Origin of the sequence: Sphingomonas fucosidasi (genome assembly GCF_036663855.1) — a bacterium.
Taxonomy (GTDB): Bacteria; Pseudomonadota; Alphaproteobacteria; order Sphingomonadales; family Sphingomonadaceae; genus Sphingomonas; species Sphingomonas faeni_B.
The window spans coordinates 29,276-45,109 of record NZ_JAXOJR010000006.1 but is presented as its reverse complement, the minus strand read 5'-3'; the positions used below and the strand labels follow the sequence as shown (position 1 = coordinate 45,109).

The following is a 15,834-nucleotide window of genomic DNA, read 5'->3' as shown; positions in this document are numbered from 1 at the left end:
CGAAACCTTGAGTATCATCGCCATGCTGGCCACCGCCGCATCGGGAGTCGCCGGACCCGGCTCGCCGCTGGAGATCTGGCAGCACATCGTCGCCGATTTCTCCAACCTCGGGGATCCGAAGGCGCTGGCCGCGTTCGGTTCGGTCCTGATGATCGATCTCGTCCTCGCGGGCGACAACGCGATCGTTGTCGGCGCACTCGCTGCCGGACTTCCGGCGGATCAGCGTAAGAAGGTCATCCTGATCGGCATCGGCGCGGCGCTTGTGCTGCGCATCTTCTTCGCGCTGATCGTGACGTGGCTGATGGGCATCGTCGGGCTGATCTTCGCGGGCGGCCTGTTGCTGTTGTGGGTCTGCTGGAAGTTCTGGCGCGAAATCCGCGAGGGCGCGCAGAATGCAGGCTCCGAGGAAATCGAGGGCGACGAACGCTCGGGTCTCCGGTCCTCGAAGGGTTTTGCGAGCGCGGCCTGGGCGGTTGCCGTCGCCGACGTGTCGATGAGCCTCGACAATGTCCTGGCGGTTGCCGGCGCGGCGCGCGAGCATCCCGGCATCCTCGTCATCGGCCTGCTGCTGTCGGTCGCGATGATGGGCCTCGCCGCGAACTACATCGCGCGCGTCATCAACAAGTATCGCTGGATCGCCTATATCGGTCTCGTGGTGATCCTCGTGGTCGCGATCAAGATGATCTACGAAGGCTGGGTCGGTACCGGCGACACGCTGGGGATCATCACGCTGCTGCGCTGATCGCGTTGCGGTTGGGATAAGAAAAGGCCTCGCCGGATCATCCGGCGAGGCCTTTTTCGTATCTGTCGTCAGCGCCCTGTCATGCCGGACTCGTTCCGGCATCCACCGTTCCGCAAAATCGATAGTCGTGAGTTCGCGGAACCGTGGACCCCGGAACAAGTCCGGGGTGACGGAGGCAGCGGTTAGCCCAGATTCTCCGCAAAGAACTTGGCCGTCCGCTCGTCCGCCAGCTTGGCCGACGCGTCCGAGCGGCGCTCGCCGAACTCGGTCGCGAACCCGTGGTCCTCGCCCGCATAATCGTAGATCGTCACCTTCGAGTGATCGTCGAGCCCTGCATGCATCGCCGCCTGCGCAGTCTTGTCGACGAAGTGATCCTCCTCCGGCACGTGTAGCAGGACCGGGTGCGCAATCGCGTGCTTCTCACCCAGCAGGCCGTCGATCCCGACGCCGTAATAGCCGACGCTCGCATCGACGTCGGTCCGTGCCGCGGTCATGAACGCGAGCCGCCCGCCTAGGCAGTAGCCGACCACGCCGACCTTCGCGCCGTCACCCAATTCCGCACGCGCCGCGCGGATCGTCGCCTCGATGTCGGCAATACCCTTGTCTTGATCGAACTTGCCCATCAGCTCGAGCGCCCGATCGAATTCGGGCTTGATGTCCGGATCGAGCTCGATCCCGCGCTCAAGCCGCCAGAACAGGTCGGGTGCGATCGCCAGATACCCGGCTTCAGCGAGCGTATCGCACTTGCGACGGATCCCGGCATTCACGCCGAAGATCTCCTGGATCACGATGATCGCAGCTTTGGGCGTGCCGGCAGGGGCGGCGCGGTAGGCATGGAAATCGCCGGAGCCGTCGAGCGTCGCGATGGTGGTCGTGTTCGTCATAGCAATCCTCCTTGCGGCCGCTCGTGATCGAGCAGCCTGGATTTGGTGATGGGGCCGTTGCCCGCGGAATACGCACCAAGCGCCCTGCCGGCTCCAAGGATCCGGTGGCAGGGGACGACGATCGGAAATGGATTGCGGCATGCCTGGCCGATCGCGCGCGGGCTGGACCCGATCGCTTTCGCGAGCGCGCCGTAACTCGCGGTCTCGCCGTACGCGATGTCGACGATTCCCTGCCGCAGGACCGCGCCGCGCCCGGTAGGCGAGGGGGCTAGCGGCAAATCGAACGCCGTCAGTCGCCCCGCGAAATACGCTTCGATCTGTTGGACGGCTTCCCGGATCGCCGGTGCATGGCTCGTCACCGCATCGCCCGTTGCGAGGATCTCGATCGCGTCGATCCGGTCCGCGGTACCGGTCACGCGGACCAGTCCGATTGGCGTTGCGATCGAGGCTGCATCGCGCGCATACATTGCCACGCTATGCAGCGCGCGGACGGGCGGCTCAAGCGCCATCGGGGACGCGGTACATGAAGATGAACATCGAGATCGAATGCACCCCCGAAGAGGCGCGGCGCGCGGTCGGCCTGCCCGATCTGACGCCGATCCACGATCGCTATGTCGCGATGATGATGGACGCGATCCCGGACGGCCAGATGAAGCCCGAGATGCTGGAATCGATGATGCGCGGCTGGCAACCGATGGGCGAGGCGGGGATGGCGATGTGGAAGCGCATGTTCGACACCGCGACGAAGACGGGCGGCTGAGTTCCACGTGAAAACGATCTTCGCGGTATCGAGCGGGCGTCCTCCCGCTGCGATCGCCGTTGTCCGGGTGAGTGGCTCGCAGGCATTCGCGGCGGCCGAGGCTCTGGCGGGGCCGTTGCCAGCCGCACGTCACGCGAGCTTGCGCGGGTTGCGCGATGCCGATGGTGCGCTGCTCGACCGTGCGCTGGTGATCGTCTTCCCAGGTCCCAAGACCGCGACGGGTGAGGATCTGGTCGAACTTCATTGCCATGGGGGCCGTGCGGTTATCGCCGCTGTGGAGCGCTCTTTGTCGGCGCAGTCCGGTCTCCGTCCGGCCGAACCCGGTGAGTTTACCCGCCGCGCACTGGCCAATGGCCGCATCGACCTGACCGAGGCGGAAGGTCTCGCCGATCTTCTGGAGGCGGAGACCGAGGGGCAGCGCGTTGCCGCAATGACCGCAGCCGAGGGGCGCGTCAGCCAGGCCGTCCGCAACTGGATGGACTCGGTCGCGATGCTGTCCGCGCGGATCGAGGCGATGCTCGACTTCGCCGACGAGGACGACGTAGCAAGCGATACCGCTGCGTTCGACGCGATCGTCGCGGACATCGACGCGCTCGCCGCAGAGATCGGTGCCGTAGTCGACGCCCCGCCGGTCGAACGCCTCAAGGACGGCCTGCGCGTCGTCATCGGCGGTCCGCCCAACAGCGGCAAGTCGACGCTGCTCAACCTGCTCGGCGAGCGCGACGCTGCGATCGTCTCGCCGATATCCGGCACCACCCGCGACCGGATCGAGGTGCCGGTGATCCGCGACGGTGTCGCCTATGTGCTGACTGACACCGCCGGGCTGATCGATACGCTCGACCCGATCGAGGCGATCGGCGTCACGCGGGCGGGGGATGCGCTCGATGCGGCGGATATCGTCCTCTGGCTCGCCGACGTGCCGCCACCACGCGCCGATGCGCTCTGGATCCATGCGCGGGCGGATCTGCCGGGGCGGGGAGCTATTCCCGCGGGGCGCGCGCTCGCCATTGCACAAACCGATCGTAGTTTACTCGACCGACTTTGGGCGGAGGTGCACCAGCGGGCGATGACCATGCTCCCGCGCGGCGACCGAATCGCGCTGAAGGAGCACCAGCGGAAACAGTGCGCACTCGCAGTCGAGGCACTACAGAGCCGAAGTGCGGACCCGCTTATCGTTGCCGAGCATCTTCGTCAGGCCCGCGCGATCCTCGCTGGTGTCCTCGGCCTCGACGCGACCGGCCAGATGCTCGACGCGCTGTTCGGGCGTTTTTGCATCGGCAAGTGATGTTCCACGTGGAACATCTTTGACGCACCCGCCGCGTCGCTCTAGGGCCATGGCATGTTCGATGTAGTGGTGGTTGGCGGTGGCCATGCCGGAACCGAAGCCGCAACCGCGGCGGCGCGGAGAGGCGCGCGTACCGTGCTCGTGTCCTTCGACGCGCGGCATATCGGTGCGATGTCCTGCAATCCGGCGATCGGCGGTCTCGGCAAGGGGCACATGGTCCGGGAAGTGGACGCGTTCGATGGCCTGATCGGACGCGCGGCCGATGCGGCGGCAATCCACTACCGGATGCTCAATCGCAGCAAGGGATCGGCGGTGCAGGGTCCTCGCATTCAGGCGGACCGTCGGCTTTATTCGGGAGCGATCCAGTCGATACTGGCCGCGACCGAAGGACTCATGATCGTCGAAGGGGAAGCGACCGCATTGCATTTCGATGGCGACCAGGTGGCCGGCGTTATCCTGGCGGACGGCTCGATCGTCGCAGCCCGCGCAGTCGTGCTGGCAACCGGCACGTTTCTCGGCGGCCGCATCTTCCGCGGCGATGATCGCGCGGAAGGCGGCCGGATCGGTGAGCGTGCAGCCAAGCCACTGGCTGCTCAGCTCCGCGCGCGAAATCTTCCCATGGCGCGATTGAAGACCGGCACACCGCCCCGCCTCGATGGCCGGACGATCGATTGGGGCGCGTTGGCCGAGCAGGCGTCGGACCTCGATCCCTGGACGATGTCGCCGATGACCCGCGCGCGTCCGCTCCCGCAGATCGCCTGCGCCATCACCCGCACGACCGACCGTACGCACGCGATCATCCGTGAGGCATTCCATCGGTCTCCACTGTTCACCGGCGCAATCGAGGCGGCGGGGCCGCGTTACTGTCCGTCGATCGAGGACAAGGTCCACCGCTTCGGCGACCGCGACGGGCACCAGGTTTTTCTCGAACCCGAAGGGCTCGACGACGCGACGGTCTATCCCAACGGTTTGTCGACGTCGCTCCCGGTCGAGGTCCAGTCGGCAATGCTCGCAAGCATCCCCGGCCTCGAACGCGTGCACATCACGATGCCGGGCTATGCGGTCGAATATGACTATATCGACCCGCGCGCGCTCGATACGCGGCTTGCGCTCGGCGCGATCGAAGGTGTGTTCTGCGCCGGCCAGATCAACGGCACGACCGGCTATGAGGAAGCGGCAGGGCAGGGGCTCGTCGCGGGCCTCAATGCCGCGGCCTATGCATGCGACCTTGCGCCCGTCATTCTCGATCGCGCGTCCAGCTATCTCGGTGTGATGATCGACGACCTCACGCTGCAGGGCGTGACCGAGCCGTACCGAATGCTGACCGCCCGCGCCGAGTTCCGCCTGTCGCTGCGTGCGGACAATGCCGAGACGCGGTTGGGCGGGATTGCCGAAGCGGCGGGATGCCTCGGACCAGAGCGTCTCGCGCATCAGCACGCGCTGGCCGATGATCGCCTCCGCTTTCGCGCGTCGCTCGACGGCGAACGCACCGCGACCGAGGTGGCCGACCAAGGCGTGGCCGTAGGTCGTGACGGCGCACGCCGGACCGCGTTCGACTGGCTCCGGTTCGAAGGCGTGAAGCTCGCTCATGTCGCGCCGGATGCCGCGGCGGGGATCCCGGCGGCGGTCGTTGACGAAGTGTTAGAGGACGCGCGCTACGCTCCCTATATCGAACGCCAGGCGCAGGAGGTTGCGCGGCTGCGTGCCGACGAGGCGATCCGCTTGCCCGAGGATTTGGCCTATGACCGTATACCCGGCCTGTCGAACGAGATGATCGACCGCCTGACGACCGCGCGACCGACCTCGCTCGCGGCGGCGGCACGGGTGCGGGGGATTACCCCGGCCGCGTTGTCGGCGGTATTATTGCATACGAAACGAGTGCCAGCATGACCGAAGACGACGCACAGGCCTGGGTGACCGACCGGTTCGGACCAGAGGCAACCGAGCGCCTGGCGGCGTTCGTCGCGATGGTCGTCGAGGAAGCGCCGCATCAGAACCTGATTGCCCCGTCGACGATTCCAACGGTCTGGGACCGCCATGTGGTGGACTCGCTCCAGCTGGTTGCACTTGCCGGAGCGGATATGTCGGCGAAGCGCTGGCTCGATATCGGTACCGGCGGTGGCTTTCCCGGGATGGTCGTTGCGCTGGTTCGCGAGGGGCCGGTCGATCTGGTCGAACCCCGCCGTCGTCGCGCGGACTTTCTTCAGCTTTGTGTCGCGCGGCTTGGCCTCGGCGAGCAGGTCCGCGTTCACGCCTCGAAAGTAGAAAATGCGACCGCTGATGCGTCGATCATTTCCGCTCGCGCGGTCGCGTCGTTGCAAAACCTTTTGCGTGGCGCGGCGCACTGCGCCACAACGGAGACGCGGTGGTTGCTTCCTCGGGGGCGTTTCGACGAGGAGGAGCTGGTCGCGCTCAAGCAGCATTGGCGGTTTATGTTCCACGTGGAACAAAGCGTCACGAACCCGGAGTCGTCGATCGTGGTTCTGGATCGGGTAAGCGCGCGATGATCACCATCGCTGTCGCAAATCAAAAGGGCGGGGTGGGCAAGACCACTAGCGCCATCAACCTTGCGACCGCGCTCGCGGCGACGGGCATGCGCGTGCTGCTGGTGGATCTCGATCCGCAGGGCAACGCGTCAACCGGGCTCGGCATTGGCCATGCGCAGCGTGAGCGGTCGAGCTACGACGTGCTGGTCGGCGAGACATCGATCGAGGAGGCCGTCGTGCATACGCGCGTGCCGCGTCTCGATATCGTGCCAGCGACGGTCGACCTGTCGGGCGCGGAGATCGAACTGGTCGATTTCGACGCACGCACGCACCGGCTGGATCGCGCGGTGAAGGCGGCGCAGGGACCATGGGATATCGCGCTGATCGATTGCCCGCCATCGCTCGGGTTGCTGACGATCAACGCGATGGTCGCGTCGGATTCGCTGCTGGTGCCGCTGCAATGCGAGTTCTTCGCGCTCGAGGGATTGTCGCAGTTGCTCAGCACGGTCGAGCGGATCCGCCAGCGATTCAACCCCGGCCTGTCGATCCTCGGCGTTGCGCTGACGATGTTCGATCGCCGCAACCGGTTGACCGATCAAGTCTCGGCGGACGTTCGCGCCGTATTGGGGAAGGTCGTGTTCGAGACGGTTATCCCGCGCAACGTGCGACTGTCGGAGGCGCCCAGCCACGGGCTGCCGGCATTGATCTATGACCACCGGTGTTCGGGATCGCAGGCGTATATCGCTCTGGCGCGTGAACTGATCGGTCGACTTCCCGCAACAACGCAGGCTGCCGCATGAGCGAGAACAAACGTGGACGGCCGGGGCTGGGCAGGGGGCTAAATGCGCTGCTCGGCGAAATGGCGCGCGAGACGCCGGTATCGGCCGATGGTGCAGCGCAGCAATCGTCGGGCGTCCGCATGCTGCCGGTCAGTTCGCTATCGCCGCATCCCGATCAGCCGCGTCGCCATTTCGACGAGGCGATGCTCGACGAGCTTGCCGCCTCGATAGCCTCGCGCGGGCTGATCCAGCCGATCGTCGTCCGCCCGCATGGCCATGACTACCAGATCGTCGCGGGTGAGCGACGCTGGCGCGCGGCACAGCGTGCGCGGCTGCACGAGGTGCCGGTCGTCGTCCGCGATTTCGACGACGCCGAGACGCTCGAGATCGCGCTGATCGAGAATATCCAGCGCGAGGATCTCAACGCGATCGAAGAGGCGCAGGCGTATCAGCGGCTGGCGGGTGAATATGGTCACACGCAGGAGGTGCTGGCCAAGATCGTCCACAAGTCCCGCAGTCATGTCGCCAACCTGCTGCGGTTGCTGGAGCTGCCGGCGCAGGTGCAGTCGCAGGTTGTCGATGGCTCGCTGTCGATGGGCCATGCGCGGGCGTTGCTGGGTTCACCCGACGTCGAGGCGCTGGCGGATCAGGTCGTGTCGCGCGGACTGTCGGTGCGCGAGACCGAAAGACTCGCGCGCGATGCGAAGCCCGGGCGGAGACGGAGTGGCAAGCCGGCCGAGCCGCGAATCCCCGATGCGGATATCGCAGCGCTGGAGCGGCAATTGGCGGACCTGCTCGGGTTGCAGGTGAAGGTTGCGCATACCGAGACGGGGGGCACGCTGACCCTCAGTTATTCGACGCTCGACCAGCTCGATATGGTGTGTCAGCGGCTGACGGGTGGGGCGATCTAGGTCGAGAGTACGCGTGCACGAATTACCCCTTCCGTTCGTGCTGAGCGAAGTCGAAGCACCTGCGCACCGGACCATCCTTCGACTTCGCTCAGGACGAACGGGGGGGGTGAGACGAACGGCGAGGAGGAGCGGAGCAGACACGAATGCGGTTGCTGAAGAGCGCTAGTTTCGCCGAGCGATCGCCTGAGAGAGCGCCACGACCGCCGCTTCGGCGACAACTCCGCCGGCATTCCCCGAGGCCATGATCGCGCGCTCGGCGGTCCGTACGCGCTGGATTGCGGTGGCCAGCATGACCGGCGACCAGCGGCGCAACGATCGTGCGGTGCTCGCCTCTTCCTTGAAGAATACGCGGTGGCGTTTCATGACCGCGTCGACCGTGTCGCCCCGGTCGATCTCGCCGCGCATGTCGGCCAGCGCTATCAGGCGGCGGACGAGTTGCCGGAGCCACGGGATCGGCGACGTGCCCGCCTCTTCGAGTACCGCCAGTTCAGCACCTAGATCGTCGACCCGGCCTTCGATCACAGCATCGATCGCGCGGCTCATCTCCGCATCGCCTAGGTCGGCGCCGATCGCATCGAGCGCAGGGTGATCGAGGTCCGCGGGGCGGTCGGGTGCTGCGTCGAGGTATAGCGCGAGCTTCTCGATTTCCCGGCTGATGACGGCGCGGTCGCCGCCGGTCGTGTCGACGAGGCGTCGGGCGACGCCGGGGGCGGGGCGGAGGCCGTTCTCGGCCGCGATCGTCGTTGCGAGGCGCTCGGCGTCCTGCGCGGTCGGGGCGTAGCAGGCGAACGCCATCGCGCGGGGGGAGTCGATTGCGAGTTTGACGATCTTGGCAGTCGATTTGACCGTCGGGGCGATCGCGACGACCGGGTTGCCGACGCGTTCGGCCGCGAGCAGGTTGGTGAACGCTTCGAGACTTTCCTCGCCGGCCGAAGCGACGCGGACGAACCGAGCGCCTGCGAATAGGGAGAGCGAAGCCGCCTCGTCGGTCAGCCGGCCGGGATCGCCCTTGAGCGTCGATCCGTCGAGATCGACGCGTTCGGCGTCGGCGCCCATCGCCTTGGCGAGCACGCGCGCGAGATCGCTCGCGCCGGCCTCGTCGGGGCCGTGGAGCAGGTATAGGCGGATGTCGCCGCCCGGTTTGGCCAGCGCACCGCGGATTTGGCCGGCGCTGGCCTTCACTTGGCGGGCGTGGTGGCCTGCGCCGCCGCGACCGCAGGCGTATTCCGCGCATACAGCGCAATACGCGCGACGATCTGATCGGCGACGATCTGCGACAGGCGTTCGAGTGCCGTGTTCTCGGCCGCGATCGTCGCATATTCGGAACGGACGACGTCGATACCGGCGTCCGAGCCCGCGGTCGCGTCGAGCAGTACCGAGCCGTCGCCGATCCGTACGAGCTGATAGCGCGCGCGCAGAGTCCGGCGTTCGCGCGAGACGCTATCGTCGGTGCGGACGCCGAGTCCGCTGATCGCGTCGTCGAGGCGGATGTCGATCCGGTAGAGTGCGGGCGCACCGTTCGACGGCAGGCGGTCGCGCAGGGCGGTGGCCATCAGCCAGCCGTTCTTGCCCGCGATCGGCGCGATCTCTACCTGGCCTAGCGCACCCGCCACCGGACCGCTGCTGCCGCCCGCATAGAGCGGGTGTAGGCCACAACCGGACAGTGCGGGGGCCAACGCGAGCGCGCCGAGGATCGCTAGGCGCTTCATGCGACGATGTTCACGAGACGGTCGGGCACGACGATCACTTTCCGGGGCGGCTTGCCCTCGAGCAGGCGGACGATCTTCTCGGAGGCGAGCGCGGCGGCTTCGACGTCGCCGGACGGTGCGCCCTTGGCGAAGACGAGCGTGTCGCGCAACTTGCCGTTGACCTGCACCGCGATCGTGACCTCGTCGTCGACCAGCATCGCCGGGTCGACGATCGGCCATGCGGCGTCGGCGATCAGGCCGTCATTGCCCGCGGTCGCCCAGGCTTCCTCGGCAACATGCGGGACCATCGGGCTGACGAGCAGCAGCAACGTGCGGACCGCCTGGTCGCGGTCCGCGGAGGGGGGGGCCTTCTCGATCGCGCTACACAGTGAGTAGAGCCTCGCGACCGCCTTGTTGAACTGCAAGGCGTTGATATCGCTCTCGATACCGACGGTCGTGCGGTGGCAGAGTTTACGCAGGGCGAAGTCTTCGCCTTCGGCGTTGGCGGCATCGTCGGACTCGATCAGCCGCCAAAGACGCTGGACGAACCGCCAAGCGCCTTCGATGCCGGATTCGCTCCACGGGAGATCGCGCTCGGGGGGCGAGTCGGAGAGCACGAACCAGCGCACCGCGTCGGCGCCATACTGGTCGACGATCGGCTCGGGATCGACGGTGTTCTTCTTCGACTTCGACATTTTCGTCACGCGACCGACCGTCACCGGGCCTCCGGTCGCGATCTCGATATACCCTGCATCGGTCTTGCGGACCTCGTCGGGGGACAGCCACTTCGTCTTCACCGGCGCGTCGCTCGAATCGTCGTCGTCGGTGTCGATCTCCGGCTGCGTGTCGCCGGCGTCACCTCGACTATACGTCTCGTGCGTCACCATCCCCTGCGTGAACAGCCCGGCGAACGGCTCGGCGATGTCGAGCATGCCGATATGCTTCAGCGCGCGCGTCCAGAAGCGCGCGTAGAGCAGATGCAGGATCGCGTGCTCGACGCCGCCGATATACTGGTTGACCGGCAGCCACTTCTCCGCGCCCGTCCGGTCGAACGGCTTGGCGTCGGGCTGGCTGGCGAAGCGGATGAAATACCACGACGAATCGACAAACGTGTCGAGCGTATCGGTCTCGCGTCGTGCATCGCCGCGGCAGGACGGGCAGGGGACGTGCTTCCAGGTGGGGTGGCGATCGAGCGGGTTGCCGGGGATGTCGAACGAGACGTCCTCGGGCAGGACGATCGGCAATTGGTCCTTGGGCACCGGCACCGCGCCGCACGCGTCGCAGTGGATGATCGGGATCGGCGTGCCCCAGTAACGCTGGCGGCTGACGCCCCAATCGCGCAGGCGGAACACGGTGGTGCCCTTGCCCCAGCCTTCGCCCTCGGCGCGCTCGATCACGACGCGCTTGGCGTCCTCGATATCCATGCCGTCGAGGAAGTGCGAGTTCACGATCGTGCCGGCGCCGGTCCAGGCGGTGTCGCCGACGAACACGGGGGCCTCGTCATCGCCTTCGCTGACGACGCGCTTGACGGGCAGGTCGTATTTGCGCGCGAAATCGAGATCGCGCTGGTCATGCGCGGGCACGCCGAACACCGCGCCGGTGCCATATTCCATCAGCACGAAGTTCGCGATGTAGACCGGGAGTTCCCAAGCCTTATCAAGCGGATGCACCGCGCGGAGGCCGGTGTCGAAGCCGAGCTTTTCCTGCGTGTCGAGTTCGGCCGCGGTGGTGCCGCCGCGCTTGCACAGTTCGATGAAGGCCGCCGCATCGGGGTTCGTCTCGGCGATGGCGCGCGCGATCGGGTGATCCGCGGCGACCGCGACGAAACTCGATCCGAACATCGTGTCCGGGCGCGTAGTGAACACCTCGACCGAGCCGATGCCTGTCGCGTTGCCCGCCATCGCGAACTTGAACTGCAGGCCCTGGCTGCGGCCTATCCAGTTCTCCTGCATCAGCTTGACCTTGTCGGGCCAATGCTCGAGCGCGCCGAGGCCGTCGACCAGCTCGTCGGCGAAGTCGGTGATCTTCAGGAACCACTGCGACAGTTTCCGCCGCTCGACCAGCGCGCCCGAACGCCAGCCGCGACCGTCGATCACCTGCTCGTTGGCGAGCACGGTCATGTCGACCGGGTCCCAGTTTACCGCGGATTCCTTGCGATACACGAGCCCCGCCGCGAACAGGTCGAGGAACAGGGCCTGCTCATGCCCGTAATATTCGGGCTCGCAGGTCGCCAGTTCACGCGTCCAGTCGAGCGCGAAACCCAGGCGCTTCAGCTGCGCCTTCATCGTCGCGATGTTGGCGCGCGTCCAGGTACCCGGATGCACGCCCTTTTCCATCGCGGCGTTCTCCGCGGGCATGCCGAACGCGTCCCAGCCCATCGGATGGAGCACTTCCATGCCCTTCATCCGGCGGAACCGCGCGAGCACGTCGCCCATCGTGTAGTTCCGGACATGGCCCATATGGATGCGCCCCGACGGATAGGGGAACATCTCGAGCACGTACGAACGCGGCTTGGTCGACAGATCGTCGGCGGCGAACGTCTTGCGCTCGTCCCAGACCTTCTGCCACGCCGCGTCCGCCTTCAACGCATTGAAACGCGACGCCATTTTGTCGTCCTCAGCCCGCGATCGAGGCGCGGCGCAGGTCGCGGGCCTTGGTCAGGATAATATCCTCAAGCTTCTGCGTGGTCGCGGCCTGGACCGGCGACGAGACCCACTGGCCGTTGCGGTTGACTTCGCGGAGCGCGGCGACGCGCAGCGCATCGGCGCGCAGGTCCTGGTCGAGGATCGACACGGTCACCTTCATGCGCTCGGTTGGGGTCTGCGGATTGATGTACCAGTCGGTCACGATCACGCCGCCGTTGGAGTCGGTCTGGAGCAACGGCATGAAGCCGAGCGTGTCGAGGCTGGCGCGCCACAGATAGCTGTTCACGCCGATCGTCGTGATCTTCGACGCGGCGAGATCCGCCTTGGGACGGGCGGAACCGCCGCCGCATGCGACGAGAGGCAGGGCAAACAGCACGACTGCGATACGCGAGCGGCGGAACATGGGCATCATCCTGGCAAGAAAATCTGGCTCATGCTCTACAGGGCAGCCCGCGCGCCCGCAAGCAGACGCCCGCATGTGCGAACGGTGCCGCGCCGAGCAGGCGATTAGCGTTCGGATACGTCCGATTCGGTAGCGCTATCGCGGCGATATGTGTGCTGATTGCAACACTGTCCGACAATTCGGCGACGAGGGTGCGAATACGCCGGTTCTGCGGCCTTTGCTGTGGATCAATTCATGTTAGATGCTGTTTAACAGGATCCGATTACGGGATTCGAAGGACAGATTCGTTGTGATGACGCGTGGGGGAATATTCGGGGTGGTTGCCGGGGCGCTTGTCGCCACCGCCGCAATCGTCGCGCCCGCGTTCGGCGCCAGCGAACAGACCGCCCGCATCGCCAAGCGCAACGTCGCTTCTGTTCGCGGCATCGGGTCGTTCACCCCTGCTGCCGCCGATCCCCGCCTTGCCGCGATGTTCGCGCGCGGTGGCTTCGACGCGGGCAGCTTCCGCTTCACGCCCGCCGAGACGCGGCAGGACAATCGCGCGGTGACCGTTGCGGTCCGTGCGCAGACCAACCGCGGCATCGCGAACACGGCCAGCCTCGCATCGACGACTTCGACCGTCGGCATCGCGCCTATCGCGTACAATCTGGGCATGTCGGTCGGCTGGAAGCGGTTCGCGATCTCGGGCGACGTGAACAAGCTCGATCTGGGTGGCCTGCCGGGCAGCCGGCAGGCGGCCGACCTGGCGATCAGCTACAGCGCCAAGCGTTTCAGCGGCACCGTCAAGGCTGCCGCGGATCGTCCGCTGGCAAACACCTCGAACCTGATCGAGGAAACGCCGAGCTATTCGGTCGATCTCGGCGGCTCCTACTCGCTGACACGTAACCTGGCGGTGACGGCGGGCGTCCGGTATCGCTCGGACCGCGAGCGCTTCGTGAAGGTCGACGACGATCGCCGCGACAGCCAAGCCGTGTATCTGGGCACCGCCTTCCGCTTCTAATCGACCGAGTAGCGGCGGTTCGTTGTAGTGCTCGACCGGATTTCGCCATTTGTGGGTGAAACCCAAACCCTCACCCATCGCCGCCTTCGGCGTCTCTCCGCATCTCCACCACCCCGTCACCCCAGCGAAAGCTGGGGTATCCCGCGATACAGGTGAAGCGTGCATAACGATGAGATCCCAGCTTTCGCTGGGATGACGGGTGGGATGGGCGACCGAGGCTAACAATTGCCCAAGTCCGACAGGCACCCAAATCTAGCGGACCCACGCGTCGATCGCAGCCCAGCCATGAAACCCGAACCGCCGGATCCGCCGCCAGCGCGACTCGTCCATCCCGCCCAGCGCAATCACCGGTATCCCAAGCCCGCGCCCGATCCGCATCGCCCGTGCCGGCCCAAGCCCGGACGCTCCCGCATGCGACCGCGTGGCATGAACCGGTGACACGAACAGCGCATCCGCTCCCGCGCGCCGCCCCGCCAGGGCCTCCGCGCGATCGTGCGCCGGCCACGTCCTGATCCGCCACGTTGCCGGGGTCCGCACCCGCCCATGCACGCCATCAGCCGCGATCGACGATTTTCCGGCCACGATCACGACCAGTTCGCGTGCGAACGCGACTCGCTTTACCCGCCGCAGCATCGCCCGCCGCTCGCCCGCAGGCGTGGCATAATGGCGAAACACTATCCCGGATCCCGGTGGCACCCTGCGCAAAGCGGCCCACAATGCGTCCCCCATCCGCTCATCGGTCATCAACCAGCGCTCGGGGATGGGCTTTCGAACCGTCACGCCGCTGCCTATAGCGCCTGGCATGACATCTGACGACACCACGCCGCTCGCGTCCATCCGCACCCGGATCGCCAAGGCCGCCGAGATCGCCGACCGCCGGGTCACCGACGTCACGCTGATCGCGGTCTCCAAGACGCACCCGGTCGAGGCGATCGAACCGCTGCTCGCCGAGGGCCAGCGCGTGTTCGGCGAGAACCGCGTCCAGGAAGCTGCGGAGAAGTGGCCGGCCTTGCGCGAGAAATATCCCGACGTCGAACTGCACCTGATCGGCCAGCTCCAGTCGAACAAGGCGGCGGAGGCCGTCGCGCTGTTCGACTGCATCCACGCGGTCGATCGCCCGTCGCTGGTCGAGGCGCTGGCCAAGGCGATGACCGCGAGCGATCGCCGCCCGGACTGCTTCCTCCAGGTCAACATCGGCGACGAACCGCAAAAGGGCGGCTGCGCGATCGCGGACCTGCCCGCGCTGGTCGAGAAGGCGCACGCCGCCGGACTGCCGGTCGCCGGGCTGATGTGCCTGCCGCCTGCCGACATCGAACCGGCGCCGTATTTCGCACTGTTGGCGAAACTCGCGCGCGATCACGGGCTGACCGGTCTGAGCATGGGCATGTCCGACGATTTCGAGACGGCGGTGACGATCGGGGCGACCCACGTCCGGATCGGTAGCGCGCTGTTCGGTGCGCGGGGGACGGGCGCATGAAGTTCGACGCACTGTTGTTCGACTTCGACGGCGTGCTGATCGACAGCGAAGCCGTCGGCAACCGCCACATCGCGGAGTGGCTGACGGCTGCCGGGCATCCGACGACGGCCGACGAGTCGATGGCGAACTTCATGGGGCTCGCCGGGCCGCAGTTCATCGACGCGGTCGAACGCTGGATCGACCGGCCGCTGACCGATGACTTCTACGCCGCGCGCAAGGCCGAGGACGAGCGGGTGATGGCGGCGGGTGTGGACGCGATCGAGGGCGCGGTGGCGTTCGTCCGGTCGCTTCCCGCCGATTTGCCCAAGGCGATCGTCTCGTCGAGCCCGGTCAGCTGGATCGCGCGGCACCTGGAGCATATCGGCCTGCGCGACGCGTTCGGCGACCACCTCTACAGCGGCCGCGAACACGTGACGAACGGCAAGCCGGCGCCTGATCTGTACCTGTTCGGCGCGCGGCAGCTTGGGGTCGATATCGCGCGAACGGCGATCCTCGAAGACTCCCCCGTCGGCGCGACCGGCGCAGTGGCATCGGGCGGCTACGTCATTGGGTTATCGGCGGGATCGCACTGCGCCCCGGACCACGGCGAGCGTCTGAAGGCGATCGGCGTCGACGCCTTGGCCGATGATTTTGGCGAGGTCGCGCGGTTGCTCGGGAAGGCCTGAACGCAGACTTTGGCTAAAGTCAGAGGTCGCTATCTCCTACCCCTCTCTCTGGTTCTTGTTCTCCCGCGAAGGCGGGAGCCCAGTCTGGGTCCCCGCCTTCGCGGGGAAA

17 protein-coding genes are annotated in these 15,834 nt (G+C 66.6%); 10 read left to right on the top strand and 7 right to left on the bottom strand.

Features of this window, described 5'->3' with window-relative positions; all coding sequences use genetic code 11:
* Positions 1 to 22: 22 nt before the first annotated feature.
* Positions 23 to 742 carry a TerC family protein gene (locus tag U1737_RS11790; RefSeq protein ID WP_248524382.1) on the top strand — a complete coding sequence of 240 codons (720 nt, stop codon included), beginning with the start codon at positions 23 to 25 and terminating at the stop codon, positions 740 to 742.
* Between the two features lie 182 nt (positions 743 to 924).
* Here U1737_RS11790 and U1737_RS11785 read toward each other — a convergent pair whose 3' ends face one another.
* Together U1737_RS11785 and U1737_RS11780 are read right to left on the bottom strand one after the other, a co-directional pair.
* On the bottom strand, positions 925 to 1,626 hold the full coding sequence (locus tag U1737_RS11785) for a dienelactone hydrolase family protein (protein WP_332796919.1): 702 nt from the start codon (positions 1,624 to 1,626) through the stop codon (positions 925 to 927).
* Entirely contained in the window at positions 1,623 to 2,135 is a 513-nt protein-coding gene (locus U1737_RS11780; RefSeq protein WP_332796918.1) for a methylated-DNA--[protein]-cysteine S-methyltransferase, read from the bottom strand. Before U1737_RS11780 ends, U1737_RS11785 begins: the two co-directional genes overlap by 4 nt.
* 14 nt (positions 2,136 to 2,149) lie before the next feature.
* On the opposite strand from U1737_RS11780, the gene U1737_RS11775 reads away from it, so the two are divergent.
* From U1737_RS11775 to U1737_RS11750, 6 genes are read left to right on the top strand one after another with little or no spacing between them, the layout of a single operon-like run.
* Positions 2,150 to 2,386: a DUF6489 family protein gene (locus U1737_RS11775; protein ID WP_248524238.1), complete on the top strand. Its 237-nt coding sequence runs from the start codon at positions 2,150 to 2,152 to the stop codon at positions 2,384 to 2,386.
* 7 nt (positions 2,387 to 2,393) lie between these two features.
* Positions 2,394 to 3,671, top strand: a complete 1,278-nt coding sequence (mnmE, locus tag U1737_RS11770) for a tRNA uridine-5-carboxymethylaminomethyl(34) synthesis GTPase MnmE (protein ID WP_332796917.1) — start codon at positions 2,394 to 2,396, stop codon at positions 3,669 to 3,671.
* Positions 3,672 to 3,725: 54 nt separating this feature from the next.
* Positions 3,726 to 5,561, top strand: coding sequence for a tRNA uridine-5-carboxymethylaminomethyl(34) synthesis enzyme MnmG (mnmG, locus tag U1737_RS11765; RefSeq protein ID WP_332796916.1), 1,836 nt, complete (start codon positions 3,726 to 3,728; stop codon positions 5,559 to 5,561).
* On the top strand, positions 5,558 to 6,178 hold the full coding sequence (gene rsmG / locus U1737_RS11760) for a 16S rRNA (guanine(527)-N(7))-methyltransferase RsmG (protein WP_332796915.1): 621 nt from the start codon (positions 5,558 to 5,560) through the stop codon (positions 6,176 to 6,178). Before mnmG ends, rsmG begins: the two co-directional genes overlap by 4 nt.
* Positions 6,175 to 6,957 carry a ParA family protein gene (locus U1737_RS11755; RefSeq protein WP_248524252.1) on the top strand — a complete coding sequence of 261 codons (783 nt, stop codon included), beginning with the start codon at positions 6,175 to 6,177 and terminating at the stop codon, positions 6,955 to 6,957. Before rsmG ends, U1737_RS11755 begins: the two co-directional genes overlap by 4 nt.
* Positions 6,954 to 7,847, top strand: a complete 894-nt coding sequence (locus tag U1737_RS11750; RefSeq protein WP_332796914.1) for a ParB/RepB/Spo0J family partition protein — start codon at positions 6,954 to 6,956, stop codon at positions 7,845 to 7,847. The genes U1737_RS11755 and U1737_RS11750 overlap by 4 nt, the downstream gene beginning before the upstream one ends.
* A gap of 162 nt (positions 7,848 to 8,009) precedes the next feature.
* Here U1737_RS11750 and holA read toward each other — a convergent pair whose 3' ends face one another.
* The 4 genes from holA to U1737_RS11730 are packed head-to-tail and all read right to left on the bottom strand — an operon-like array spanning position 8,010 to position 12,583.
* Positions 8,010 to 9,029 carry a DNA polymerase III subunit delta gene (gene holA / locus U1737_RS11745; RefSeq protein WP_248524258.1) on the bottom strand — a complete coding sequence of 340 codons (1,020 nt, stop codon included), beginning with the start codon at positions 9,027 to 9,029 and terminating at the stop codon, positions 8,010 to 8,012.
* On the bottom strand, positions 9,026 to 9,556 hold the full coding sequence (gene lptE, locus U1737_RS11740; RefSeq protein WP_248524262.1) for an LPS assembly lipoprotein LptE: 531 nt from the start codon (positions 9,554 to 9,556) through the stop codon (positions 9,026 to 9,028). The genes holA and lptE overlap by 4 nt, the downstream gene beginning before the upstream one ends.
* A complete protein-coding gene (leuS, locus tag U1737_RS11735; protein WP_248524265.1) occupies positions 9,553 to 12,141 on the bottom strand; it encodes a leucine--tRNA ligase in 2,589 nt (862 codons plus the stop codon). The genes lptE and leuS overlap by 4 nt, the downstream gene beginning before the upstream one ends.
* 10 nt (positions 12,142 to 12,151) lie before the next feature.
* Positions 12,152 to 12,583 carry a DUF3576 domain-containing protein gene (locus U1737_RS11730; protein WP_056053843.1) on the bottom strand — a complete coding sequence of 144 codons (432 nt, stop codon included), beginning with the start codon at positions 12,581 to 12,583 and terminating at the stop codon, positions 12,152 to 12,154.
* 292 nt (positions 12,584 to 12,875) lie between these two features.
* Here U1737_RS11730 and U1737_RS11725 point away from each other — a divergent pair, with 292 nt between their 5' ends.
* A complete protein-coding gene (locus tag U1737_RS11725; protein ID WP_248524268.1) occupies positions 12,876 to 13,583 on the top strand; it encodes a hypothetical protein in 708 nt (235 codons plus the stop codon).
* A 252-nt stretch (positions 13,584 to 13,835) separates the two neighbouring features.
* On the opposite strand, the gene U1737_RS11720 is transcribed toward U1737_RS11725, so the two are convergent.
* Positions 13,836 to 14,258, bottom strand: coding sequence for a thiamine phosphate synthase (locus tag U1737_RS11720; RefSeq protein WP_332796913.1), 423 nt, complete (start codon positions 14,256 to 14,258; stop codon positions 13,836 to 13,838).
* Between the two features lie 127 nt (positions 14,259 to 14,385).
* Here U1737_RS11720 and U1737_RS11715 point away from each other — a divergent pair, with 127 nt between their 5' ends.
* Positions 14,386 to 15,060, top strand: a complete 675-nt coding sequence (locus U1737_RS11715; RefSeq protein WP_332796912.1) for a YggS family pyridoxal phosphate-dependent enzyme — start codon at positions 14,386 to 14,388, stop codon at positions 15,058 to 15,060.
* Positions 15,057 to 15,725, top strand: coding sequence for an HAD family hydrolase (locus U1737_RS11710; RefSeq protein ID WP_332796911.1), 669 nt, complete (start codon positions 15,057 to 15,059; stop codon positions 15,723 to 15,725). Before U1737_RS11715 ends, U1737_RS11710 begins: the two co-directional genes overlap by 4 nt.
* The last annotated feature ends 109 nt before the right edge of the window (positions 15,726 to 15,834 follow it).

Coding starts and splice junctions, on each gene's coding strand:
- U1737_RS11790 (WP_248524382.1), top strand. CDS start 23: ATGCTGGCCACCGCCGCATCGGGAGTCGCCGGACCCGGCTCGCCGCTG.
- U1737_RS11785 (WP_332796919.1), bottom strand. CDS start 1,626: ATGACGAACACGACCACCATCGCGACGCTCGACGGCTCCGGCGATTTC.
- U1737_RS11780 (WP_332796918.1), bottom strand. CDS start 2,135: ATGGCGCTTGAGCCGCCCGTCCGCGCGCTGCATAGCGTGGCAATGTAT.
- U1737_RS11775 (WP_248524238.1), top strand. CDS start 2,150: ATGAAGATGAACATCGAGATCGAATGCACCCCCGAAGAGGCGCGGCGC.
- mnmG (WP_332796916.1), top strand. CDS start 3,726: ATGTTCGATGTAGTGGTGGTTGGCGGTGGCCATGCCGGAACCGAAGCC.
- rsmG (WP_332796915.1), top strand. CDS start 5,558: ATGACCGAAGACGACGCACAGGCCTGGGTGACCGACCGGTTCGGACCA.
- U1737_RS11755 (WP_248524252.1), top strand. CDS start 6,175: ATGATCACCATCGCTGTCGCAAATCAAAAGGGCGGGGTGGGCAAGACC.
- U1737_RS11750 (WP_332796914.1), top strand. CDS start 6,954: ATGAGCGAGAACAAACGTGGACGGCCGGGGCTGGGCAGGGGGCTAAAT.
- lptE (WP_248524262.1), bottom strand. CDS start 9,556: ATGAAGCGCCTAGCGATCCTCGGCGCGCTCGCGTTGGCCCCCGCACTG.
- leuS (WP_248524265.1), bottom strand. CDS start 12,141: ATGGCGTCGCGTTTCAATGCGTTGAAGGCGGACGCGGCGTGGCAGAAG.
- U1737_RS11730 (WP_056053843.1), bottom strand. CDS start 12,583: ATGTTCCGCCGCTCGCGTATCGCAGTCGTGCTGTTTGCCCTGCCTCTC.
- U1737_RS11725 (WP_248524268.1), top strand. CDS start 12,876: ATGACGCGTGGGGGAATATTCGGGGTGGTTGCCGGGGCGCTTGTCGCC.
- U1737_RS11715 (WP_332796912.1), top strand. CDS start 14,386: ATGACATCTGACGACACCACGCCGCTCGCGTCCATCCGCACCCGGATC.
- U1737_RS11710 (WP_332796911.1), top strand. CDS start 15,057: ATGAAGTTCGACGCACTGTTGTTCGACTTCGACGGCGTGCTGATCGAC.